Raw genomic sequence first — 25,574 nt, forward strand, 5'->3', positions numbered from 1 at the left:
GACCGGCTCGGGGCGCTGGCGCGCGAGCACAATGCGTCGCTGTTCATGGTCGCGCACGCGGCACTGTCGGTGCTGCTCGCTCGGCTGAGCGCCACGGACGACATCGCGGTGGGTACCGCGATCGAGGGTCGTGGCGAGGCCGCGCTCGACGACCTCGTGGGCATGTTCGTCAACACGCTGGTGCTGCGCGCCCAGGTCGACGTCGACGCGACGTTCTCCGACCTCCTCGCGCAGGTCCGTCAGCACGACCTCGGTGCGTTCACGCACACCGACGTGCCGTTCGAGCGGCTGGTCGAGATCCTCCAGCCGGAACGCTCGACGGCATTCTCGCCGCTCTTCCAGGTGGCTCTCGCGTTCCAGAACATCGAGCAGGCGCACCTGGAACTGCCCGGCCTGACGGTCGAGGGGCTCGACGGTGGGATCAGTGCCGCGAAGTTCGATCTGCAGCTCACGCTCGCCGACGCAGCCGATGCGGACGGGGACGCGCCGATGCGGGGCGTCTTCACCTACGCGACGGATCTGTTCGACGAACGCACGATCGCGGCGTTCGCGTTCCGATTCCAGCGCATCCTCGAGGCGGTCACCGCCGACGCCTCGGTGCTGATCGGGGACATCGACGTCCTGAGCGAGAACGAGCACGAGGTGCTGGCACCCGTGCGCGGCGCCGACAGCGCCGCACCCGAGCTCCTGTCGAGCATCCTCGCCACCGCCGCCGCGGTGGATCCCGACGCCGTCGCCGTCGTGTGCGGCGACGAGCAGGTCACCTACCGTGAGCTCGACGAGCGCTCGAACCGTCTCGCCCGCGTCCTGATCGGCAGGGGCATCGGGGCCGACGACTTCGTCGCGCTGGCGCTGACGCGTTCCGTCGAATCCATCCTCTCGATCTGGGCGGTCGCGAAGACCGGCGCGGCCTTCGTCCCCGTCGACCCGAGCTACCCGTTCGACCGGATCCTGCACATGGTCACGGACTCCCGTGTGGAGGTCGGTCTCACCACCGGCGCCCACGTCGGCGAGCTGCCCGACACCGTGCGGTGGCTGGTGCTCGGTGAGGACGAGATGGACGGCGACTGCGCGTCCGTGTCGTCCGAGGCCGTCACGGACGCCGATCGCATCCGCCCGACCCGGGTCGACGACGCGGCCTATGTCATCTACACGTCGGGCTCGACGGGTCTGCCCAAGGGCGTCGTCGTCACCCACACCGGGCTGGCGAACGTCACGACCGAGCAGGTCGAGCGGCTCCGGCTCACCCCGCAGTCGCGGGTGCTGCACTTCGCCTCGCCGAGCTTCGACGCATCCGTCTTCGAGTTGCTGCACGCCGTGGCCGCCGCGTCGACGATGGTCATCGCGTCCGGCGTCGTGTACGGCGGCGACGAACTCGCCCGGTTGCTGAAGAAGCAGAAGGTCACACACGCGTTCATCACGCCCGCGGCTCTCACCACGGTCGACCCGGCCGGGTTGAACGGCATCGAGGTGCTGTCGGTGGCCGGCGAGGCGTGCCCGCCGGAACTCATGCAGAAGTGGGCACCGGGCCGGCGCATGTTCAACCTGTACGGCCCGTCCGAGGCGACGATCTGGAGCACGTCGAGCAACCCGATGAAGGCGGATCAGCCCGTCACCATCGGTGGTCCCACCCGGGGCGTCGACGTGGTCGTGCTCGACTCCCGGCTCACGCCCGTCCCGGTGGGGGTCGCGGGTGAGCTGTACGTGGCGGGCCCGAGCGTGGCACGCGGCTATCACAACCGGTTCGCCCTGACGGCGGAGCGATTCGTCGCCAACCCGTTCGGCGGTCCCGGTGAGCGGCTCTACCGCACCGGCGACGTCGTCCGCTGGGTGCCCGACGGGGAGACCGGCGACCTCGTCCTCGACTACGTCGGCCGGTCCGACTTCCAGGTGAAGGTCCGCGGGTTCCGCATCGAACTCGGCGAGATCGACGCCGAACTCGGCAGCCACCCGAGCGTGGACTTCGCGGTCACACTGGGCCACCACCGCGAGCAGACCGGTCAGACCGTGCTGGTGTCGTATGTGATGCCGGCTCCGAGCGCGTCGATCGACGTCGCGGAACTGTCGGCGTTCGTGTCCGAGACCCTGCCCGGGTACATGGTGCCGTCGTCGATCATGGCGATCGACTCGGTGCCGCTGACGCCCGCCGGGAAGCTCGATCGCAAGGCGCTTCCCGAGCCGCAGTTCGTGTCGGCGGCCGGCGAGTACTGCGCGCCGTCGACGCCGATGGAGAAGGCCATCGCCGACGTCTTCGCGCAGGTACTCGGTGTGGACCGCGTCAGCGTCGACGACTCGTTCTTCGCCCTCGGCGGCGACAGCATCGTGTCCATCCAGCTGACGACCCGCGCGAAGAACGCCGGGGTGCTGTTCACGGCGCGGGACGTCTTCGAGCGCAAGACCGTCTCGGCGCTGGCCGACGTGGCCGCCTGGGCCACCGACGTCGAGTCGGTCAAACTCGAGGAGCTGCCGGGCGGCGGCGTCGGATCGATTCCGCTGACACCCATCGCGCACTGGCTGGTGGAGACGGCGGGGACCTTCGAGAAGTTCTCCCAGGCGGTTCTGCTGACCACCCCGCCCGCGGTCACGCGGGATCAGCTCGTGGCCACGGTGGATGCGATCCTGGACCGCCACGACATCCTGCGGTCCCGGCTCACCCGGACCGGGGACGACTGGGCGTTCGAGGTTCTCTCCACCGAAGAGGCATTCGGTGCGGCGGATCTGATCGAGCAGATCGAGTTCACCGACAAGCCGGGAACGGACGGATTCGAGCGGCTGGCACGCGCGGCTCTCGACCGTGCGGCGGAACGGCTGGATCCGGCGTCGGGCCGGATGACGCAGTTCGTGTGGTTCGCTCCCGCGGCGTCGTTGCCGGGGCAGAGCGGCCGCCTGCTGGTGCTCGCGCACCACCTCGTCGTCGACGGGGTGTCTTGGCGAGTGCTGTTGCCGGACTTCGCGACCGCGGGTTCACAGATCACGGCGGGACAGCCGGCGCAGCTCGAAGCGGTCGGCTCCTCGGTCCGGGCCTGGGCACACGGACTGGTCGCGGAGGCGAAGTCGCCGCACCGCGTGGCGGAACTCGACTTCTGGCGCGGGATGCTCGCGGGCACCGATCCGCTGATCGGACAGCGTGCGTTCGATCCCGCACGCGACGTGATCGCCCGGACCGACCGCCTGAGCATGACGTTCTCGACGCAGGTGACGCAGGCGCTGCTCACCACGATCCCGCAGTCCGTGAACGGCGGTGTCAACGACGGCCTGCTCGCGGCTCTCGCACTCGCGGTCGCGCGCTGGCGTGGACTCCGCAACGGGACCGAGGATCGCTCGGTGCTGATCAACCTCGAGGGACACGGCAGGGAAGAGGCGACCGTGCCCGGTGCCGACCTGTCCCGGACGGTGGGCTGGTTCACCAGCCTGTACCCGGTGCGCTTGGACGTCTCCCGCGCCGATCTCGCCGACGCGTTCGACGGCGGGGCGTCGACGGGCGCGGCACTGAAGGCTGTCAAGGAACAGTTGCTTGCCGTGCCCGACAAGGGCATCGGCTACGGGTTGCTTCGCTACCTGAACGAGGAGACCGCTCCGACTCTGGCCTCGCTGCCGACTCCGCAGATCGGGTTCAACTACCTCGGTCGCGCGGGCTCGGTGGAACTGCCCGCCGAGATCCGGGATCTCGGCTGGATCCCCGACAGCGATTCGGGTGAGTTCGGTGGTGCCATGGACGACGAGATGGTGGCACCGGCGGTGCTCAGCATCAACGCGGTGACGTCGGAGACGGCGTCCGGTCCCCAGATCGAAGCCAAGATCGCGTTCGCCACCGAGATTCTCGACGAGGCGGACGTGTGGGAGCTCGCCGAACTGTGGCACGCCGCGGCGACCGCGCTGGCCGAGCACGCCTCCGGGCCGAACGGCGGCGGTCTCACGCCGTCCGACGTTCCGCTGGTGTCCGTGACGCAGGACGACCTCGAGGCGCTCGAGCGGCGCTACCCCGACGCCACCGACGTGTGGCCGCTCGCCCCGCTGCAGTCCGGAATGTTCTTCCATTCCGTTCTCGCCGAGGACGCGGTGGACGTCTACACCGCTCAGGTGGTCCTGGACTTCCAGGGCACGGTCGACGTCCGTCGGCTCCGCGGTGCGGCGGAGGCGTTGATCGCACGTCACGCGAACCTGCGCACGGCCTTCGTCCCCGACGATTCGGGGACCGCGGTCCAGGTGGTCGTCGACCGCGTCGCACTGCCGTGGGAAGAGCTCGACCTCTCCGGGCTGTCCGGGGCCGAACGTGAGGAGCGGATGAGTTCCGTTCTGAGCGGACATCGTTCGGCGCGGTTCGACATGAGCCGTCCGCCCCTGATGCGGTTCCTGCTGATCCGCACGGGCGAGAACAGCTACCGGTTCTCCATCAGCAACCACCACATCCTGCTCGACGGATGGTCGATGCCGTTGCTGATGAAGGATCTGCTGGTGCTGTACGCGACCCGCGGAGACGGTTCGGTGCTGCCGCGTGTGCGTGGCTACCGCGACTTCCTCGGCTGGCTGTCCGAACGCGACACCGACGCATCACGGAGCGCCTGGGCGCACGCACTGGCGGGACTGGACGGTCCGACCGTCCTGGCCCCGGCACCGACCAGCGAGGACCGCCCCGAGCCGGCCGAGTTCGCGCTGCACCTCGGTGAGGTGGTGAGCGAGAACCTGGCGCGCATCGCCCGGGACCGTGGCCTGACGATGAACACGATCGTCCAGGCTGCGTGGGGTCTGCTGCTGGCCCGGATGACGGCCTCGGACGACGTCGTCTTCGGCGCCACCGTGTCGGGTCGCCCGCCGGAGGTCGCGGGCATCGAGTCGATGGTGGGCCTGTTCATCAACACCATCCCGATTCGGGTGCGTATCGATCCCCGTGAGTCGCTCCTCGGACTGCTCGAGCGGCTGCAGGCGGAACAGTCGACGTTGTTCGACCACCACCACATCGGTCTTCCGGAGATCCAGCAGATCGCCGGAATCGGTGGGCTGTTCGACACGTTGACGGTGTTCGAGTCGTACCCGGTGGACCGCGCAGGTCTCACCGAGGACAGCGACATCGACGGGCTCCGGGTCGCCGGGGTACAGATCAGCGATGCCTCGCACTACCCGCTGAGCCTGCTGGCCCAGTCGGACAGCGAGCTGCAGCTGGTCCTGAAGTACCTCCCGGACGTATTCGGCGCCGACACCGTCGAGCGGCTCGGATCCCGACTGAACCGGATTCTGCAGACCATCGCGGCCGGCAGTTCCACGCTGGTGGGCGACCTCGATCTGCTGACCGGCGACGAACGCGAACTCGTCCTGTCCGGGTGGAACGACTCGGCGCACGACGTCGCCGACGAATCCGTGGTGTCGATGTTCGGCGCCCAGGTCGCACGCACGCCGGATCGAACGGCTGTGGTGGCGGACCATGTGCGCCTCACCTACGCCGAGTTCGATGCGCGGGTGAATCGTTTGGCGCGGCACCTGATGTCGATGGGTGTGGGGCCGGACTCGGTGGTGGGCATCGCGATGCGACGCTCGCTCGACATGGTGATCAGCCTCTACGCCGTCCACGCGGCGGGCGGGGCGTACGTGCCGATCGACCCGGAGCATCCTGCGGACCGCACCTCGTACGTGGTGGACAGTGCCATGCCGACGTGTGTGCTGAGCCTGGCCGACGACATCGCGAATCTCGACGTGGACGTGCCGGTGTATCTGGTCGAGGACTTCGACGTGTCCGAGTACGCGGACGGCCCGGTCGAGGATTCCGAGCGGCTCGCCGGGTTGCGCCCGGACAACCTGGCCTACGCGCTGTACACGTCGGGTTCGACGGGACGTCCGAAGGGCGTGGCGATCCCGCACTCGGCGCTCGCCAACCAGCTGGCGTGGATGCGGGACGTCTACGGCATCGGCGCGCAGGACGTGGTGCTGCAGAAGACACCGTTCACGTTCGACGCCTCGGTGTGGGAGCTGTTCCTGCCGTTGGTGGTCGGTGGCACCCTCGTGATCGCGTCGCCGGACGGTCACCGCGACCCCGAGTACATGGCAGCGACCGTGGGCACGGAAGCGGTGACGGTGATCCAGTTCGTCCCGTCCGTGCTGACCATGTTCCTCGACGCCGCGACGGCCGACCGGTGCGGTTCGCTGCGCCTGGTCTTCGCGGGCGGTGAGCCGCTGCCGCAGTCGGCAGCGGAGCGGGTCGCCGGTCTCGGTTCCGCGGAATTGGTGAACCTGTATGGCCCGACCGAGGTGACCATCAACTCGACAGCCCACGTGGTGGAGCCGTCGGGCACGGCGCCGATCGCGCCGATCGGTTCGCCGGCCTGGAACACGCGGGCCTACGTGCTCGACGCTCATCTGAACCCGGCGCCGGTCGGTGTTCCCGGTGAGCTGTACCTCGACGGTGCGCAACTCGCTCGCGGATACGTCAACAGTTCGGCGCTGAGTGCGGAACGGTTCGTCGCGAACCCGTTCGGCGATTCGGGTGCGCGGATGTACCGCACCGGCGACCTCGTCCGGTGGAACGAGAACGGCGTCCTCGAGTTCGTGGGCCGCACCGACTTCCAGGTGAAGGTGCGCGGACTGCGTATCGAGCTCGGCGAGATCGAGGAGGCGTTCGTCCGGTACCGCGACGTGGCGCAGGCCGCCGTCATCGTCCACAACAGCGAGGTGGGTGCGCGGCTCGTCGCCTACGTCGTGCCGAAACAGGATGCGACTCTCGACTCGGCGGCGCTGAACGGATTTGTCGCGGAATTGCTGCCCGAATACATGATTCCGGACTCCGTGATGGTGCTCGCCGAACTTCCGCTGGGTACCAGCGGCAAGCTCGACCGGCGCGCGCTGCCGGTGCCGGACTTCGCGTCGGCGGCAGATTTCCGGGCGCCTGGCACCGACACCGAACGTGCACTCGCGACCGTGTTCGGCGAACTGCTCGGCCGGGAGAGCGTCGGAATCGACGATTCGTTCTTCGAGCTCGGCGGCGACAGCATCGTGTCCATCCAGTTGGTGGCGCGGGCACGTGCGGCCGGTATCCACTTCACCGCGCGAGATGTGTTCGAGCGGCGCACCGTTGCCGAACTGGCCGCGGTGGCCGACTCGGGCGAGTCCGCGGCGGCCGTGCTGCAGGAGTACGAGGGTGGTGGCGTCGGAACGGTGCCGCTCACCCCGGTCGCCCGCAAGATGGTCGAGCGCGGCGGCGACTTCGACCGGTTCGTCATGCCGTTGCTGCTGACACTGCCCGCCGGGATCGGACGCGAGCAGGTGATCGCGACGATCACCGCCGTCGTCGACAAGCACGACGTGCTGCGGTCGACCCTCGTCACGTCCGGCGTGGAGGACGCGCTCGAGATCGCACCCGCGGGCAGCGTCGACATCGACGGCACCGTGCAGCGGGTGGAGATCGCGGCAGGCGACGAACCCGGTTCGCCGGAGTTCGATGCCGTGGCGAGTGCCGCCTTCGACGCGGCGCTGGATCGTCTCGATCCGCGCACCGGGTCGATGCTCCAGTTCGTCTGGTTCGATCCCGCCGAGGCGGATCGGCGCGGACGGCTCCTCGTGTTGCCGCACCACCTCGTCATCGACTCCGTGTCGTGGCGGATCCTGGTGCCGGACTTCGCGACCGCAGGCGCCCAGATCGCCGGCGGAACGGCGCCGTCACTCGAGCCGGTCGGAACGTCGCTGCGGCGCTGGACCGACGGTCTGCTGGAGGCGGCGGCGAGGCCGGAGCGGGTGGCCGAACTCGAGGTGTGGGAACACATGCTCACCGGCCCGGATCCGTTGCTCGGATCGCGTGAGCTGGACCTGGAAACCGATCTGATCAGCACGCTGGAACGGACCCGGGTGGATGTCCCCGCACCGGTCACCGAGGCACTGCTGGGGGGCACGCCGGGCGCGCTCGACGGTGAGATCGGCGACGTCCTCGCGGCTGCCCTCGCGTTGGCGGTGGCCGCATGGCGGCGCGACCGCGGAGTCGACGCTTCGTCGACGGTGGTCACCCTCGAGGGCCACGGACGTGAAGAGTCCACGGTGCCGGGTGCGGATCTGTCGCGGACGGTCGGCTGGTTCACCACGATGTACCCGGCGCGTCTCGATCTCGCCGGGGTCGACATCGCCGATGCCCTGCGGGGCGGCGCGGGCGCGGCGGACGTCGTGCACGCGGTGCGGGATCAGCTGAGCGCGATCCCGGACCGGGGAATCGGGTACGGGCTGCTCCGGTACCTGAACCCCGACACGTCGGCGGTCATGAGGAACTGGCCGGAACCGCAGATCGTGTTCAACTACATCGGACGCGTCAGCGCGGCCGAGGTCCCCGAGGCCGTGCGCGGACTCGACTGGCTGCCCGATTTCGAATCGCCCGTCACGGGTGGATTCGAGAAGAGCGCGATGCCCGCCCAGGCCGCCCTCGACATCCAGTCGGTGATCTCGGAAACCGAGGAGGGCCTGCAGTTGTCGGCGTTCATGTCCTTCCCGCCCGGCATCCTCTCGACGCCGGACGTGGACCGGTTCGGGGAGTTCTGGGTGGCCGCACTCACCGCGCTCGTGGCTCAGGCCGAGGAGCGATCCGGGCGCTGATCTCCGCGGCCCGTGGTGGGAAGGCACCGAGCCTTCCCACCATGCGGCCCCGTCTGTTCCTGTCGCCCGGTTCCCGTCGCCGCGGGGTCAGGCCCACTCGAAGGACATCTCGCCCGCGACGCCGAGGTGCTTGCACAGTTTGTGGATGCCACTGAAATCCTGAACCAGTGCGGATCGGCGGGTGTCGTGTTCGGCGTCGTCGATCATCGCCTGACCGCCGCCCAGATCCATGAGTTCGACAATGGTGTGCCACGTCGAGTAGTCGTTGCTGCTGAATGCGGTCATCGCGTCGACGAGCCCGTCCAGGAAATGGCGGCGGTCGCCGGGGCTCAGGGTGTCGTAAACGACGCCCGCGATGTCGTCGGCGATCGAGGCGTGACAGTACTCGTCGCGGTTGTGGAGGCGGACCGTCGCCCGGTTGACCGGCTGGATGACGTCGTTCTCGGAAATCAGGTCGAGGTAGGAGCTGATCGAGATCTCGGCCACCGTCATGAAGGCGAACGTCGTGATCGCCCGCTTCCTCGGGTCGGCGGCATCGGCAGTCGCCGCGCGTTGACGGCGCAACGTGAGGACGTCGGGAAGGGCATTGTTCGGCATCGCCCAACCGCGTTGCCTGCGCGTGACCGCGCTCGCGTTCAGGTGCATGAGGGTGTGGTACTGCTCGTCGACCATCGCCTGGTGGACGGCCACGGCGAACGTGTCTCCGAGCCCGGTGTCCAGGGCGTCGTGCGCGACGAGGTCGAACCCGGGATTGACCACGTACTGCTCGATGTCCATGACATTCTTGTTGAATGCGATCCAGGCCCACGCCCGGAGCCGGTTCCGTTGCTCCTCGCTCATGCCCAGGAACCGATCGTGATCGGCGAAGGGCAGCAACTCGTTCGGGTAGTCCTGCTTGGCGAGGTCGAACAGTGCGTCGAGGTCCGGTTCCGGCTTCTTCACGGTCGCCCGTTGTCCCCAGTTCCGGGCGAGCCGGGACACGACGGCGCTCTCCACCGGATCAGCCGGGTCGTACTCCGGGAGCGAGGGAGTCTTCTGGGGCGTCATGACGAATCTCCGTTCCTGTCCCACGACCGCGGCTGTCTGTGAACGAGATCGGTGAAGAGGTCGGCGCACAGCCGGGCGAGGGGTTCGCTCCGGTCGCCGAGCGCCGACGTCGAGCGGGACATGAGCGAGGCGAAGTCGTCCTCCGAGCCATGCTCGACGGTTTCCGTGAGAGTGGTCAGCGCCGCGGCGAGCGCGCGGCGGGCCTCGCCCGCGAAGGGATTGCCCGCCTGGATGTCCCGGTAGACCTCTGGGACGCCTCCACCGACCCGGGCGAGGAGCGCGAGCGACACGAGATGGGGAGGGGTCCCCACCGCGGTGAGTTCGGCACCGTCGACACCGAGGTCCGCGAGCGCGAGGCCGAAGGCGAGGACGCCGGCGTGGGTCAGCGCCTGGGTCGCTGCCGTCAGCCGGTCGTGGTGTTCGGCGTCCAGGCGGACGACCGACGACCCCCAGCCGGACAGCACCGACAGGAACCACTCGACCTCACCGCTGTCCCGGTAGGTCACCGCCGCGATGGGGCGGCCCTCCGGTCCGAGGGAGGGCGCGAACATCGGATTGATGCCGACCGCGCCGTTGCGCAGCGCACTGTCACGCAGGGCGGCGTCGAATCGGGACTTCACCGACAGCGTGTCGACCAGCAGGGCGTGTTCGGACAACTCCGCCACCGCGAACGGAATCGCCTCCAGCGCGGCACTTTCGGGGATCGCGAGGATCACCGCGTCCGCGGCGTTCACCACCGCCTGCACCTCGGAAGACGGGTCGGTGACGTCGCCCTTCACCTGATCCGGATCGGACCGGTCGGTGAACCGGATGTCGATGGTGCGCACCGTGTTTCCGTCGGCGCGCAGCCGGGTCGCCAGCATCCGGCCGACATCGCCGGAACCGCCGATCAGCGCGACGGTCCGGGCGGATGCGGCCGGGACGTTCACGGCCCGATCTCGTTCGGCCGGTCTGCCGTCACGGTCAGTGCCCGCAACATGGTGGCGGCCTTGACCATCGCCTCGTCGAATTCCTCCTCCGGGTCGGAGAGTGCCGTGATCGCCCCGCCGATACCGAACGTCACCTCGCTGTCCGTGGCGACGATCGTGCGGATGACGATCGACAGGTCTGCCGTCCCCGTCAGCGAGAAGTAGCCGATCGAACCGGAATACACACCGCGCGGCCCGGACTCGAGCCGGTCGATGATCTCCATGGTCCGGATCTTCGGGGCGCCCGTCATCGATCCGCCCGGGAAGGCGGCGCGAACACACTCGACGACGGAGGCATCGGCGCTGAGGGTGCCGCGCACGGTCGACACGAGTTGATGCACCGCCGCGTACGTCTCGACATCGAAGAGTTTGGGAACGTGCACCGATCCGGGAACGCACACCCGGGCCAGATCATTACGCGTCAGGTCGACGATCATCAGATTCTCGGCGCGGTCCTTCTCGCTGTCGAGCAGGTCCTGCCGAAGCGCCGCGTCCTTGGCGGGGGTGGCGCCGCGTGGACGCGTCCCCTTGATGGGTTTGGACTCCACCACCCGGTCCGCGCCGATCCTGAGGAACCGTTCGGGGGAGGCGCTGAGAACCGACAGTCCGGCGAACTGGAGGTACGCGCTGTACGGGGTGGGGCTGATGGAACGCAGCAACTCGAACGTGTGCAGGGGATCGATCGACTGGTCCACCGTCGCCATGTTGGTCAGGCACACCTCGTAGGACTCGCCGGTCCGGATCTCACCGAGCGAGGTTGCGATGTGTTCGAGGTACTTGTCGTGTTCGTGGCGCAGGGCGAGTTCGGCGGACTCCGGCTTCCGGATCGGCGATACCGCGGTCGGCGGGTTGTCCGGCTCGGCCAGCCGATGCAGCGCCACCTCCATCTCGTCGAGCCAGCGGCGCAACTCCGGATCGTCCTGGTGATCGCTCAGGCACAGCGCGTAGGTGCGCTCGCCGGAATGGTCGATGACGACGGCGCGGTCGGCGAACACCAGCGCGGCGTCGGGGGTGGGCGACTTGTGGGCCGCCGTGCCGCCGGTCTCGGCCTTCAGTTCGTAGCCGAGGTACCCCACGTAGCCGAGGCCGAACGGCACACCCGGGAGGCCGGGCACCGACCGGGCCTGCAGCTGCCGCTCGAGGTAGTCGAAGAACGGTGCGTGCACCTGTTCGACCGGCAATCCCTCGCGGGTGATCCGGACGATCGATTCGCTGACGTCGTACGTGATGTACTCCGCGCGAGGGCCGGAACAATTGCCCATGATGGTGAATCGCGAATTCGGTTCCGATGCCGACGTCCCGTCCAGCCAGAACGCGTTGGGCCCGGATGCGAAGAGATCCTCGAACGTGGTGCGGGGGTCGACTTCGTGGTCGACGCGCACCTGCTGGACCACGTACGGCGCGTGGGGAATCGGGATTCTCAGCATCGAACCGTGCGTGGGTGTCCCGGAATGCGTCTGCGTGAGATCGCGGAAGTTCGCGAGCAGTTCGTGACCGAAGGCGGTGCTGATCGATTCGGGGTGGAACTGGACGCCCCACAGCGGACGCGTGCGGTGCCGGACACCCATCAGCAGGCCGTCGGCGGTCCAGGCGGTGGCCTCGAGGTCGTCGGGGAGATCCTCGACGATCAGCGAGTGGTAGCGGACCGTCGGGAACGGTGACGGAATGCCGGCGAAGAGTTCGGAACCGTCGTGTTCGACGAGGGACACGCGGCCGTGCATCGGTTCGGGTGCGAGAACCACACTGCCCCCGAACAGCTGGCACAGACCCTGGTGACCGAGGCACACGCCGAGGACGGGGAGTTCGGTCTCGGTGATGACGCGCGCACTGATGCCGAAGTCGCGTTGCCGCTCCGGGCGTCCGGGACCGGGGGAGATGACGATGTTGTCGAAGTCGGACCAGGGGATCGAATCCCACTCCACATCGTTGTGCACGACCGTGGGGGGCTCACCGTTCACCTCGGCCAGCAGAGTGAACAGGTTATAGGTGAAGGAATCGTAATTGTCGATCAACAGCGTCCGGGTACTCATCACGACTCGACATTCGCAGATGGCACGGAACTGTGACGAACGTGGTGGTTGTCACGGTGGTCGTGGTGTCCGTTGTGGCGGGCGCCCTCGTCGGCGGGCTCCGCGTTGATGACGAGGTCCTCGAGCCGGCACGTCTCGGCGATGAGAAGGTCGTAGAGCGAGTCGAAGAACTCCGGGGACAGTGAGTGGCTGTCCGCGTACTGTCGCGCCCGCTCGTGGACGATGTGGATCCGGCCTGGCTGCATCATGGCGATGTGCTCGCGTCGCTTCAGTTCGCCGATGCGCAGGCACACCTCCAAGCGCTGCCGGACCGCTTCGAGCAGGGTCGCGTCGACTGCGTCGAGTTCCGCGCGCAGACCCTCGAGTGCCTGCTGCGCCGAGGCGTCAGAATGCTCTCCGGAATCGTCGCCGTTCCGCTGTCCTACGGAGAAGTACATAGTCGCCCCACTCACTCGATCGGCAGTAGCTTTCTCATCCCGACTATCGTGTGTCGTTGGTGGTTCGTTTCCATGAGCCCTTCCGGATGGCCGGAAGGGGTGTGTTCGAACGGCCGAATACGAACCAGGTGGGTTATCACCCCCAGAGTCTCGATCTCGAGTTGAGACTTTGATGGACGGTTGGCTAACGTAACCTGAAGTCTATTTCCGCTAACCCAGGATACGAGGAATATGCGTATATCGTTGGCCAGTAGGGCCCTGTTGTTCGTGCTGGCAGGCATCGTGATGCTGTGCAGTGCGGCACCAGCGGCAGCGGATCCCGTGGAAGCGGAACCCGCACCCGCGGCCGACCTGTCGGTGCTGCCGGGGGCGAATGACTGGAGCTGTAAGCCGTCCGCGGCGCATCCGCGTCCCGTCGTGCTGGTGCACGGCACGTGGACCGGCATGGTGGGAACATGGAAGGACCTCGCGCCGGCGCTCACGGCGGAGGGATACTGCGTGTTCGCCCTCAATTACGGACAGGCCACCGGTCTGACCGAGGGCAACCTGATGCGCATGTTCGGTGGCGCCGACATCGCGGAGTCCGCTCAGCAGCTCGCCGGATTCGTCGACCAGGTCCGCACCACCACCGGCGCTTCGCAGGTCGACATGATCGGGCATTCGCTCGGTGGCACGGTCTCCCGCCAGTACCTGCGGTTCGACGGCGGCGCCGACCGCACGAACCCCGCGCTGAACAAGGTGCACTCGCTCGTCACACTCGGCGCCACCAACCACGGCACCAGCTTCGGGGACGTCCAGTCGCTCGGTGCGATCGCGCAGGCACTGGGTGTGCCGGTCATGACGCTCGCCGGTGTCGCGGTCGGACCGTCCTACATCCAGCAGATGGTGGGCTCACCCTTCCTGCAAGTCCTCAACGCCAGCGGCGACACCGACCCGGGCATCGAGTACACGGTGGTCGCCAGCCGCAGCGACACCGTGTCGACCCCGCCGGAGAACACGTTCCTGACGGCCGGTCCCGGTGCCGTCGTGCACAACATCTGGCTCCAGGACGGCTGCGAGACGAACACGTCCGAACACATCCAGCTGACCACCGATGCGCGGGCCGTATACATCATCCAGCGGGCTCTGGACCCCACCTACGGAGATCGCAACCCCGCACCGTGCTGACACCGGTGGCGCCGGTCAGTCCCAGATGCCGACCTCGTCGAGATGCGCGACCAGCCGCTGGGCGCCGTCGATGAAGTGGGCCTTGTTCTCCGCACCCACCACGTCGGCCTTCCCGTCGGCGAGCGCGGCGATGAGCCGGCGATGGCTCTCGACCGCCGACTCACCCCAGGCCGGATCGGACGAATAGAACTGCACCGGGGTGTACCGGGTGGCGCTGAGCAGGAACCACGACAGCTTGCTCGCGTCGGCAAGCCGGTTGATGACCCGGTGAAACGAGAACTCGAGGTCCTCGATGCGGTCGGCGTCGCCGTCCTCGACGGCGCGCCGCAGCTTCTCGTTGATCGCGGTCAGCTCCTCCACGGCCTCCGGGGTGGCCGACCGCGTCGCGCGGACCGCGAGTTCCTCGGCGATCTGCCCCTGCAGCCAGAAGAGGTCGTGGATGTCGTCCCGGCTGAGCGGTGCGACGACGTACCCGCGGTGGGGAACCAGCTCGACGAGGCCCTCGCCGCGAAGGGTCAGGAGCGCCTCACGGACAGGTGTGACGCTGACCCCCAGGTCCGCCGCGGTCTCGTCGAGGCGGATGAAGTCACCCGGGCGAACGCCCCCGGACATGATCAGGTTGCGGACGTGCACGGCGACGTCGTCCGACAGCTGGGGTCGGCGGCGCAGGGTGCGGCCCGCTGGGGATCGTGACACGGAGGGCGATGCCATGGAGAACTCCTTCGATGCGGCAAACCAGCATAAACCGCAGGGGGTGATTACAAGCCGTAGGTCTTGCCGATGATGTCGCGCTGAATCTCGTTGGTACCGCCGTAGATGGTCGACACGATGGTGGAGCGGACGTGCTTCTCCATGTCGAACTCGGTGGCGTAGCCGTACCCGCCCATCATCTGCATGCCCTCGAGTGCGACCTTCTTCGCCGTCTCCGTGACCTTCAGTTTGGCCATCGACGCCTCGCGGGCCAGCATCTTGTCCGGGTTCGCGTCGACGTCCTCGGCGACGCTGTAGACGAGCAGCTTGCAGCACTCGATCTCCGTCGCGAGATCGGCGATACGGTGGCGCAGCGCCTGGAACGATCCGACGGGCCGCCCGAACTGCTTGCGCTGGGTGACGAAGTCGAGGGTGTCGGCGAACGCGCGCTGAGCGGTGCCGAGCATCATGGCGGCGAGGATCAGGCGTTCGAAGTTCAGGCCGGTCATCAGCTGGCGCCAGCCGTTGCCGACCTCGCCCACCACCGCGTCCTCGGGCAGGACGCAGTCGGTGAAGTAGAGATCATTGACCTCCTTGCCGCCCATCGTGTCGATGCCGCTGATCTTCAGCCCGGCGGTATCTGCGGGGACGTGGAACATCGTGAGGCCTTCGTGCTTGCCGTCGCCGCGCCCGGTGCGGGCCACGAGCAGGATGTTGTCGGCGAAGTGCGCGTTGGAGCACCACGTCTTCTGTCCGTTGATCACCCAGCCGTCGGCGGTCTTCTCCGCGCGGGTGCTGAGATTGCCGACATCGGAACCGGCTTCCGGCTCGGACATCGAGATGGACTGTGATCGGCCCGCCACGATGCCGCGCAACACGACATCCTTCTGTGCGTCTGTTCCGAACTTCGCGTAAGCGCCGCCCGTGATCAGGGTGGGCCCGATTCCGCCGATGGGTGCCATCCCCTTGGCGGCCTCCTCGAGCAGGATGCACATGTCGACGTGGCTGGCGGCCGAGCCGTCGTACTCCTCGGGAATGGTGATGCCCAGCCAGCCCAGCTTGGCCATCTTCTCGTAGACGTCCTGGTTGTGGTTGTGCTCGCCGTGATTCGTCAGCCTGTCGCGCTGCTCGCGGGTGCCGCTCTCGCGCTTGCAGAAATCGGCGATCGCCGCTGCGAAGTCCTTCTGTTCACTGGTGAATTCGACGCTCATGTCCGGGGGACTCCTCATGGTTGATGGGGCCGGCGAATCGGTCGGCCGGAGGTGACTGTGTGGGGCTTGCCGCGATGGGGTCGGCCGCATACTGTGATGTCCACTACATTACATCACATCACATATATTTGATGTGATCTCGAGGGAGGACATCGACCATGCCACAGCAGGCGGAGACGACCGAGACGACGGCCGGCGAGCAGCCCGAGGCCCGGACGGAGCAGGCGCCGAAGACGTTCGCGTCCCTGGACCCCCGCAACGGCAACGTCCTGGCCGAGTACCCGATCCAGGGGGAGCAGGAGGTGCGCGCCGCCGTCGACGCGGCCCGTGCGGCCGCGCAGTGGTGGAACGCACTCGGGTTCGACGGGCGCAAGCAATGGCTCCTCGACTGGAAGAAGTCGATGGCCCGCGACGGCGAGCAGCTCGCCGCGCTCGTCGCCGCCGAAACCGGCAAGCCGTACGACGACGCGCTCCTCGAAGTGATGCTCGCCATCGAGCATCTCGACTGGGCCGCGAAGAACGCGGGCAAGGTTCTGAAGCGGCGTAAGGTGCCGTCGGGCCTGGTCAGCGCGAACCAGGCCAGCAGCGTCGGATACGAGCCGATGGGTGTGGTCGGTGTCATCGGGCCGTGGAACTACCCCGTGTACACGCCGATGGGGTCGATCTCCTATGCGCTGGCGGCGGGCAACACGGTCGTCTTCAAGCCCAGCGAGCTGACCCCCGGGGTCGCGGTGTGGCTCGCCGACAAGTGGAAGGCGCTCGTCCCCAACCAACCCGTGCTGCAGGTGGTCACCGGAGACGGGTCGACCGGCGCGGCTCTCGTCTCGGCCGGGGTCGACAAGATCGCCTTCACCGGATCCGCCGCCACCGGCAAGCGCGTCATGGCGGCGTGTGCCGAAACGCTGACCCCCCTCGTCGTCGAGGCGGGCGGCAAGGACGCCATGCTCGTCGACGCCGACGCGAATCTGGACGAGGCGGCCGGCTTCGCGGTGTTCGGGGCGATGGGCAACGCCGGACAGACGTGCGCCGGCGTCGAGCGCATCTACGTCGTCGACTCGGCCTACGACGAGTTCGTCCGACTGGTCGCCGAGAAGTCGAAGGTCCTGCGCCCCGGCCCCCGGGACGCCGCCTACGGTCCTATGACGATGACCAGTCAGTCCGACGTCGTCCGCGGCCACGTCCAGGACGCACTCGACAAGGGCGGATCGGCGGTGGTGGGCGGACTCGACTCCATCAAGGACGGCTACGTCGGGCCGATCGTGCTGACCGGCGTTCCCGAGGACAGCACCGCGATCCGCGAGGAGACGTTCGGCCCCACGGTCGTCATCAACAAGGTCGCCAGCCTCGACGAAGCGGTCACGAAGGCCAACGGCACCACGTTCGGACTCGGCGCATCCATCTTCACCAAGGATGCGACGAAGGCGATGCAGGTTGCCGACAAGCTCAGGGCCGGCGTCGTGACGATCGGCTCGGTGCTCGGGTTCGCCGGCGTGGCGGCGCTACCGTTCGGCGGGGTCGGGGATTCGGGCTTCGGCCGCATCCACGGCGCGGACGGTCTGCGCGAATTCAGCCGGGTCAAATCCATCGCCCGGCAGAGGTTCGCGGCTCCGCTGAACCTGCTCACCATGCAGCGCAAGTCGCGGGACATGAAGATCTCGGCCTGGATGTTGAAGAACCGGCACGGACGCTGAGCACACGGCAGGAGGGTATTCACATGCTGATGAAGACCAAGCGCGCCGACACCGGCGCGCCGGGCGGGGTTCCGCGGGGCAGGCACGGCTGGCAGCGGCGCATCGAGGAACTCGACCCGGTCGACGATCACCAGGAGATCCATCGCATCACGGCGGGCTACGAGTTTCCGTGGGACTACCAGCGGTCCCTCGAGTTCGCGCTGTTCCGGACGTACTGCGTCCCCACCATTTCGGAACTGTTGCAGCGCACCGGTGAGTTCGAGAAACGACCGCAGAAGCGGTATGACGACACCGCTCTGCTGATGGCCGAACTCGTCGAACACGGCTACGACTCCGAGCGCGGCATCGAATCGCTGCGCGTCGTGAATCGCATGCACGGCAAGTACGACATCGACAACGACGACATGCTGTACGTGCTGACCACCTTCATCTATGAGCCGATCGACTGGATCGACCGCTTCGGTTGGCGGCGGCTGACCCCGAACGAGCGTCTCGCGTGTTTCCACTTCTACCGTCAGGTGGGAATCCGAATGGGAATCAAGAACATTCCCGAGAGTTTCGAGGACTTCTACCGGTTCAAGGCCGAGTACGAGCGGAAGCATTTCCGGTACACCGACGACAACCATCGTGTCGGCACGTACACGCTGAAGCTGTTCTGTTCCTGGTTTCCGGCACCACTCCGGCCGCTCGTCGCGCAGGGGGTCTACGCCCTCCTCGACCCGATGATGCTGTCCGCGTTCGGGTTTCCCGCCGCCCCGATCTGGCTGCAGAACGCGTCCCGCCGTGCGCTGGGGGCCCGTGCGAGGTTCGTGCGGTTCCTGCCGCCACGCCGGGAGTCCAAGGCCGCACGGGATCGGCGCAACCGGAGCTACCCCGGATACCCGGTGGGCTACCGTCCCCGTGACCTGGGAGCGGACAACGACAATCATCGCGGAGCCCGTCGACGGGCGGCGTGACGGCTGTGTCCCTGGGCGATTCGTCCAGGGGCACGGCCTCAGTGGCCCAGTAGTACCGCCGTCATCAGGGTGTGGAGACGCGCACGCGACTCCTCGCGGGTGTCGAAGTGGACCAGTCGGCCGATGTCGAGAACCAGACCCAGCGCTGCGTGTACCAGGAACCGCGCCTCCGGAGCCGAGAGTTCGGTGCGCACGGCGGTCACCAGGTGGACCCACTCCTCGACGTGCAGGCGCTGCACGTTGCGGAGATTGGTCCGCTCGTTCTTCGGGAGGTTCCCGATCTCCGCGAAGTACACCGACAGCACTTCCGGGTTCCCGAACGAGAGTTCCAGGTAGGACTCGGCGAGTTTGCGGAGCGCATCCTCGGGGCCGGTGGCGGTGGACAGCGCCGCCGAGGTGGCCACGGCCAGCCGGTCGGACGCGCGGTAGAACACCGCTGCGAGAAGGTCGGCCTTGCTGGGGAAGTGGCGGTACACGCTCGACGCGTTGATGCCGGCCGCGGCGCCGATTTCTTCGATGCTCGAGTCGTGGTAGCCGTGCCGGTCGAAGATCTTCACGGCCTCGTTGATCAGCAACTCGCGCTTGGACGTCACCGCCAGGCCGCGTACCGCACCTGCGCCCGCGTTCTTTCCTTCGGTCGGGACGGCGGGAGGCAGTGTCGCGCGCAGGATCGATTCGCACGCAGACTTCAGAAGCGCGTCGAGTCGGCGCGTCGCGAGAGTGGTGCGATGTGCGCTGATGCTCCCCATCACGCTCAGCGTCGACGCCCCCAGCGTCGTCGCGTCGACGGACGTGAGTTCGGGGCGCAGTTCCCGCAGGGGGCCTGCCACGCACTGGGTGACGTGAACGAAGACGTCGCGGATGCGCGTGCGATCCTCGGCCTCGAGATACCGGCCCTCCCAGCGGTAGAGTCCGGCGACCTTGCGGTTCTCGATGGTGTTCGCGACGAGTGCGGAGATCAGATGATCGAGTCGGTCTCCGGGCTCGAGTCCGGCAACGCCGTCCAGCGCGCCGTCCGCTGCCGCCTGCAGTGCGTCTGCAGTCGTGGTGGCGGCGTGTACGAGCAGGGCGTACTTGTTGGGGTAGTGCCGGTAGAGAGCGGGGCCGGAGATCCCGATGGTGGCAGCGATCTCGTCGACGCCGACCGCGTGGTAGCCGCGCTCGCTGAAGGCCTCGGCGGCGACGTTCGCGATCTGGGCCTTGCGATTCTTCGGGCGACGGCGGATCGGCCGCTCGGTGGCGGCACCGGCCGCCGTGCTGGTCCGAGCCACGGTCACCTCCAGTAATCGGCAGTCATCTGCCAGTTTAACTGTCGATGATCTTAACCGAGACTTTCGCATCGTCGGGTCGGCTGAGGGTTGCGTGCGGTGAAAGTGTCACGCCACATTCGCGGAAATTGCCGGTGAATCTGGCTGCGGCGTCGTCGTAGAGGTATTGACACGTGAGGAACGCGCAGAATAAGTTAACCGCAATTCGCATGTGTCCGCGGTCTCCTGACGGTCGTGCGCTCCTGGATGTCACATTTCGAACTATCGGAGGTAGCTGGATCATGAGTGCAACCCGGCAGAGCGGGCAGGCATTGATCTTCGACGCGATCAGAACCCCTCGTGGACGGGGGAAGAGCAACGGTGCCCTCCACGGCACCAAGCCCATCGACCTGGCGGTCGGGTTGATCGAGGAGATCCAGGTCCGGAATCCGAATCTGGACCCGGCACTGATCGACGACATCGTGCTCGGCATCGTGTCGCCGCTGGGTGAACAGGGCGGCGTGCTTCCGCGGGTCGCGGCGCTGGCTGCCGGACTGCCCGAGACCGTCGCGGGTGTCCAGATCAACCGCTTCTGCGCCTCCGGGCTCGAGGCCGTCAACCTCGCCGCACAGAAAGTGGCCTCCGGCTGGGAAGACTTCGTTCTCGCGGGTGGCGTCGAATCCATGTCGAAGGTTCCCATGGGATCGGACGGCGGTGCATGGGGACTCGATCCGGCGACCAACTACGACACGTACATGGTGCCGCAGGGGATCGGCGCCGACCTCATCGCGACCCTCGAGGGGTTCGGTCGCACCCAGGTCGACGAGTTCGCGGTTCGCTCACAGGAACTGGCGGCCGACGCCTGGGCTGACGGACGGTTCGACCGTTCGGTCGTTCCGGTGCGGGATCGCAACGGTGTCGTCGTCCTCGACCGGGACGAGCACATGCGGCCCGGCGCCACCGTCGAGGGCCTGTCGGCGTTGACGCCGTCGTTCGCCGCGCTCGGGGAGCAGGGCGGATTCTCCGCCGTGGCACTGCAGAAATATCACTGGGTGGAGCGAATCGACCATGTCCACCACGCCGGCAACTCGTCCGGGATCGTCGACGGTGCCTCCCTGATGCTCATCGGTAGCGCCGAAGCCGGTGAGCGCGCGGGCCTCGCGCCGCGCGGCCGGATCGTGTCCACGGCAGTCATCGGCTCCGAGTCGACGATCATGCTTACCGGTCCCGCGCCGTCGGCGCGCAAAGCACTGGCGAAGGCCGGACTCGACGTCTCCGACATCGATCTGTTCGAGATCAACGAGGCCTTCGCCTCCGTGGCGCTGAAGTTCGCCAAGGACCTCGAGATCCCGCTCGGCAAGGTGAACGTGAACGGTGGCGCCATCGCGATGGGCCACCCTCTGGGCGCTACCGGCGCAATGATCCTCGGCACGCTGCTCGACGAACTCGAACGCCGGGGCAAGCGTTACGGCCTGGCCACCCTGTGCGTCGGCGCGGGCATGGGCATCGCGACCGTCGTCGAACGCATCCAGCACTGAGCACAGGAGAAGCGAACAGCATGACTGACAGCACAATTCGGTACGAGAAGGACGCCGACGGAATCGTCACCCTCGTTCTCGACGACCCCGCCCAGTCCGCGAACACGATGAACGAGGGGTTCATCGTGTCCCTGGGCGAGGTCGTCGACCGCTTGACCACCGAGCGCGACACCATCGCCGGGGTCGTGGTGACCTCCGCGAAGAAGACCTTCTTCGCCGGCGGCGACCTCAACGACATCCTGAAGTCCCACGCGGGACAAGCCGAGGCGGTGATGGCGAACGTCGACCGCATCAAGGAACCACTGCGCAGGCTGGAGACGCTGGGCAGGCCCGTCGTCGCGGCCATCGGCGGCGCCGCCCTCGGCGGCGGACTCGAGATCGCACTCGCCACCCACCATCGGATCGCGCTGAATGCCGCAGGCGTGCAGATCGGGCTCCCCGAGGTGACGCTCGGTCTCCTTCCCGGCGGGGGCGGCGTGGTCCGGACGGTGCGCCTGCTCGGAGTCGTCCCCGCTCTCACCCAGGTCCTCCTGCAGGGACAGCGCCACACAGCGGAGAAGGCGCACGGTCTCGGCCTGATCGACGAACTCGTGGACGACGTCGATCACCTGGTGCCGGCGGCGAAGAAATGGATCGCCGACAACCCCGACGCAGTGCAGCCGTGGGACGTGAAGGGGTACCGGATTCCGGGTGGAACTCCCGCATCCCCGGCACTGGCCGCAAATCTTCCCGCCTTCCCCGCCAATTTGCGGAAACAGCTCAAAGGCGCGCCCTATCCGGCTCCGATCGCGATCATGAGCGCTGCCGTCGAAGGCGCGCTCGTCGACTTCGACACGGCTCAGAAGATCGAGAACCGCTACTTCGCCGGGCTGGCGACGGGGCAGATCTCGAAGAACATGATCCGCGCGTTCTTCTTCGACCTGCAGAAGGCCAACAGTCTGGTGAAGCGGTACGGCGGAGCCGGCCGCGCACCTGTCGGCACGGTCGCGGTGCTCGGCGCGGGGATGATGGGTGCCGCCATCGCGTACGTGTGTGCCGAGTCGGGCATGAACGTGGTGCTGAAGGACGTGAGCCCGGCCGCGGCCGAGAACGGCAAGGCGTACTCGAAGACTCTTCTGGACAAGGCTGTCGCCAAGGGCCGGACGTCCCCCGAGAAGGCCGAATCGATCCTCGCGCGGATCCTCCCCACCGACAGGCCCGAGGACACCGCGGGCGCCCAGCTGGTCATCGAGGCCGTGTTCGAGGACCCGGCCGTGAAGAACACGGTGTTCGCCGAGATCGACGGCTTCATCGCACCCGACGCACTGCTCTGCTCCAACACGTCGACATTGCCGATCACCCTCCTCGGCGAAAACGTCTCGCGCACCGAGGACTTCATCGGCCTGCACTTCTTCTCGCCGGTCGACAAGATGCCCCTCGTCGAGATCATCAAGGGGGAGAAGACGAGTGACGAGGCTCTCGGACGCGCGCTTGCCGTGGTCCGGCAGATCGGCAAGACTCCGATCGTCGTCAACGACAGCCGCGGGTTCTTCACCAGCCGCGTCATCGGTACCTTCACCAACGAGGGCATCGCGATGCTCGGTGAGGGCGTCTCCCCGGTGTCGATCGAGCAGGCGGCGTCGCAGGCCGGATATCCCGCTCCCGTCCTCGCGTTGATGGACGAACTCACGCTCACTCTGCCCCGCAAGATCCGCGAGGAGACGAAGGCCGCGGTACTTGCCGAAGGGAAGACCTGGGAGCCACATCCGGCGGATGCCGTCGTCGATCGCATGATCGACGAATTCGGCCGCAAAGGCCGCTCCACAGGCGCCGGCTTCTACGAGTACGCGGACGGTAAACGGATCGGATTGTGGTCCGGGCTCGAGACGTTCCGGCGCGACGGTGCGCACACCGAGATTCCGTTCGAGGACATCAAGGAGCGAATGCTGTTCATCGAGGCCGTCGAGACGGTCCGCTGCCTGGAAGAGGGGGTCCTCGAATCGACCACCGACGCCAATGTCGGTTCCATCCTCGGCATCGGCTACCCCGGCTGGACCGGTGGCGTGTCCCGCTACATCGACCAATACCCGGGCGGGATCCAGGGATTCGTCTCGCGTGCGCAGCTGCTGGCTGCGCGGTACGGGGACCGATTCCTCCCACCCCAGCTACTGCTGGACAAGGCCGCCACGGGCGGCACGTTCGAAGAGGTGAACTGACATGAGGACGAAATTCACCGAGGCCTTCGGTGTCGAGCACCCGATCGTCCAGGGTGGCATGATGTGGGTCGGCCGTGCCGAACTCGTCGCGGCCGTCGCCGATTCGGGGGCGCTCGGATTTCTCACCGCGCTCACCCAGCCGACTCCCGAAGATCTCGTCGCGGAGATCGCCCGCACGCGGGAGCTCACCGACAAACCGTTCGGCGTGAATCTCACCATCCTCCCGTCGATCAATCCGCCGCCGTACGCCGAGTACCGCCAGGCGATCATCGATTCCGGAATCGGCATCGTCGAGACCGCCGGCTCCAATCCGGTGGACCACCTCCCGCACCTCAAGGACGCGGGGATCAAGGTGATCCACAAGTGCACCAGCGTGCGGCACGCGGTGAAGGCGGAACAGGTCGGTGTCGACGCCGTCAGCATCGACGGCTTCGAATGCGCAGGCCACCCCGGTGAGGACGACGTCGCGGGCCTGATCCTGATCCCGGCCGCCACCCGAAAGCTCACGATCCCCGTGATCGCCTCCGGCGGTATCGCGGATGCGCGCGGTCTCGTCGCCGCGCTCGCACTCGGCGCCGACGGCGTGAACATGGGCACCCGATTCATGTGCACCGTCGAATCCCCGGTGGCACACGCCGTCAAGGAACAGATCGTCGCCAACACCGAACGCGACACCGAACTCATCTTCCGTTCCCTTCGCAACACCGCCCGCGTCGCGACCAACGCGGTCAGTACCGAGGTGGTCGACATCGAGTCCCGTGGCTGCGAATTCGCCGACATCCAGCATCTCGTCGCCGGAGCCCGGGGGCGCACGGTGTTCGAAGCGGGCGATCTCGACGCCGGAATCTGGACCGCGGGACAGAGTCAGGGCCTGATCGACGACATCCCGACCGTGCGCGAACTCGTGACCCGGATGGTCACGGAGGCGGAATCGATCATCACCGGTCGGCTCGCGCGCACGGTCGACTCGCGCATCGGAGCAGTGTCGTGACCGCCCCGGCGGTCGACGGGCTGCGCGTCGTCAACGAGGCCGGGATCCTCCGGATCACGATCGACCGGCCCGACCGGATGAATGCCCTCGACCTGGCACACATGACGGCGCTGGGCGACGTGCTGACCGCAGCCGCCACGGACTCCACTGTTCGCGTCGTGGTCATCGCGGGCGCGGGCAAGGCGTTCAGCACGGGCGCGGACCTCGCGGCGGCCGCCGCGGCCGGAGGCCGGGAAGCACCCGCGGAGGTGGTGATGGACTCCGCGAACAGGGTGGTTCGTGCCATCGTCGAGTTGCCGGTTCCGGTCATCGCGCAGGTGAACGGGGCGGCCGCGGGGGTCGGGGCGTCCATCGCTCTGACCGCCGATCTGACGTATGCCTCCGAGACCGCGTATCTACTCCTTGCGTTCGTCAACATCGGACTGATGCCCGACGGCGGTTCCAGCGCGCTGATCGCGGCGTCCATCGGCCGGGCGCGGGCCACCCGGATGGCTCTCCTCGGCGAGCGCCTACCCGCCGCGGAGGCGGAGCGGGAGGGCCTGATCGCGGGTGTCCTCCCTCCCGACGAACTCGGCACGCACGTCGATGCCGTGGCGGCCAGGCTGGCTCGTGGTCCGAGGCGGGCCATCGAACTCACCAAGCGGGCACTCACCGCAGCGACGCTGACAGCTCTGGATGCAGCACTCGATCGCGAGAAGGCGGGCCAGGCGGAACTGCTGCACGCCCCCGACTTCGTCGAAGGGGTCACCGCGATGCTCGCGAAACGCGCTCCGAACTTCCGGAACTGATGCGAATTGCGGTTAACAAGACTGTTCCGATAGACGTCGAGATCTGTAATACTCGT

General features: G+C 67.5%; 15 protein-coding genes (1 of these 15 only partly in view). 8 read left to right on the plus strand and 7 right to left on the minus strand.

The features are described 5' to 3' along the window. On the plus strand, positions 1-8,562 hold the 3' end of the coding sequence (locus DTA22_RS32820) for a non-ribosomal peptide synthase/polyketide synthase (protein ID WP_245973315.1). It extends 25,164 nt beyond the left edge of the window; only the last 8,562 of its 33,726 coding nucleotides appear in the window; its start codon lies off the left edge, out of view; the stop codon is at positions 8,560-8,562. Between the two features lie 87 nt (positions 8,563-8,649). Here the strand turns inward: DTA22_RS32820 and DTA22_RS32825 are convergent, their stop codons facing one another. The 4 genes from DTA22_RS32825 to DTA22_RS32840 are packed head-to-tail and all read right to left on the minus strand — an operon-like array spanning position 8,650 to position 13,044. After that, positions 8,650-9,609, minus strand: a complete 960-nt coding sequence (locus DTA22_RS32825) for an AurF N-oxygenase family protein (RefSeq protein WP_112302198.1) — start codon at positions 9,607-9,609, stop codon at positions 8,650-8,652. After that, positions 9,606-10,538, minus strand: coding sequence for a prephenate dehydrogenase/arogenate dehydrogenase family protein (locus DTA22_RS32830; protein WP_112302199.1), 933 nt, complete (start codon positions 10,536-10,538; stop codon positions 9,606-9,608). Before DTA22_RS32830 ends, DTA22_RS32825 begins: the two co-directional genes overlap by 4 nt. Then, positions 10,535-12,607: an aminodeoxychorismate synthase component I gene (gene pabB, locus DTA22_RS32835; protein ID WP_037244634.1), complete on the minus strand. Its 2,073-nt coding sequence runs from the start codon at positions 12,605-12,607 to the stop codon at positions 10,535-10,537. The genes DTA22_RS32830 and pabB overlap by 4 nt, the downstream gene beginning before the upstream one ends. Then, positions 12,607-13,044: a chorismate mutase family protein gene (locus DTA22_RS32840; RefSeq protein ID WP_112302200.1), complete on the minus strand. Its 438-nt coding sequence runs from the start codon at positions 13,042-13,044 to the stop codon at positions 12,607-12,609. Before DTA22_RS32840 ends, pabB begins: the two co-directional genes overlap by 1 nt. A 231-nt stretch (positions 13,045-13,275) precedes the next feature. On the opposite strand from DTA22_RS32840, the gene DTA22_RS32845 reads away from it, so the two are divergent. Further along, entirely contained in the window at positions 13,276-14,211 is a 936-nt protein-coding gene (locus tag DTA22_RS32845; protein ID WP_112302201.1) for an esterase/lipase family protein, read from the plus strand. Between the two features lie 15 nt (positions 14,212-14,226). On the opposite strand, the gene DTA22_RS32850 is transcribed toward DTA22_RS32845, so the two are convergent. Beyond that, the gene (locus DTA22_RS32850; RefSeq protein ID WP_112302202.1) at positions 14,227-14,922 is read right to left on the minus strand and encodes a GntR family transcriptional regulator; all 696 of its coding nucleotides are present in this window, start codon (positions 14,920-14,922) and stop codon (positions 14,227-14,229) included. A 47-nt stretch (positions 14,923-14,969) separates the two neighbouring features. Continuing rightward, positions 14,970-16,112, minus strand: coding sequence for an acyl-CoA dehydrogenase family protein (locus tag DTA22_RS32855; protein ID WP_037244645.1), 1,143 nt, complete (start codon positions 16,110-16,112; stop codon positions 14,970-14,972). 158 nt (positions 16,113-16,270) lie between these two features. Between DTA22_RS32855 and DTA22_RS32860 the strand changes: the two genes are divergently transcribed. Then, a complete protein-coding gene (locus DTA22_RS32860) occupies positions 16,271-17,803 on the plus strand; it encodes an aldehyde dehydrogenase family protein (protein WP_112302203.1) in 1,533 nt (510 codons plus the stop codon). A 23-nt stretch (positions 17,804-17,826) separates the two neighbouring features. After that, entirely contained in the window at positions 17,827-18,759 is a 933-nt protein-coding gene (locus tag DTA22_RS32865) for an oxygenase MpaB family protein (protein WP_112302204.1), read from the plus strand. Positions 18,760-18,797: 38 nt separating this feature from the next. Here DTA22_RS32865 and DTA22_RS32870 read toward each other — a convergent pair whose 3' ends face one another. Then, entirely contained in the window at positions 18,798-20,036 is a 1,239-nt protein-coding gene (locus DTA22_RS32870) for a TetR/AcrR family transcriptional regulator (protein WP_112302205.1), read from the minus strand. Positions 20,037-20,308: 272 nt separating this feature from the next. Between DTA22_RS32870 and DTA22_RS32875 the strand changes: the two genes are divergently transcribed. From DTA22_RS32875 to DTA22_RS32890, 4 genes are read left to right on the plus strand one after another with little or no spacing between them, the layout of a single operon-like run. Continuing rightward, entirely contained in the window at positions 20,309-21,544 is a 1,236-nt protein-coding gene (locus DTA22_RS32875; protein ID WP_112302206.1) for an acetyl-CoA C-acetyltransferase, read from the plus strand. A gap of 20 nt (positions 21,545-21,564) precedes the next feature. Continuing rightward, the gene (locus tag DTA22_RS32880) at positions 21,565-23,739 is read left to right on the plus strand and encodes a 3-hydroxyacyl-CoA dehydrogenase NAD-binding domain-containing protein (RefSeq protein WP_112302207.1); all 2,175 of its coding nucleotides are present in this window, start codon (positions 21,565-21,567) and stop codon (positions 23,737-23,739) included. A 1-nt stretch (position 23,740) separates the two neighbouring features. Then, positions 23,741-24,730, plus strand: a complete 990-nt coding sequence (locus DTA22_RS32885) for an NAD(P)H-dependent flavin oxidoreductase (protein ID WP_112302208.1) — start codon at positions 23,741-23,743, stop codon at positions 24,728-24,730. After that, complete coding sequence (locus DTA22_RS32890) at positions 24,727-25,518, plus strand: enoyl-CoA hydratase (protein ID WP_037244661.1); 792 nt, start codon at positions 24,727-24,729, stop codon at positions 25,516-25,518. The genes DTA22_RS32885 and DTA22_RS32890 overlap by 4 nt, the downstream gene beginning before the upstream one ends. The last annotated feature ends 56 nt before the right edge of the window (positions 25,519-25,574 follow it).

The sequence above is a fragment of the Rhodococcus wratislaviensis genome (assembly GCF_900455735.1).
In the GTDB taxonomy this organism is placed as follows: domain Bacteria; phylum Actinomycetota; class Actinomycetes; order Mycobacteriales; family Mycobacteriaceae; genus Rhodococcus_F; species Rhodococcus_F wratislaviensis.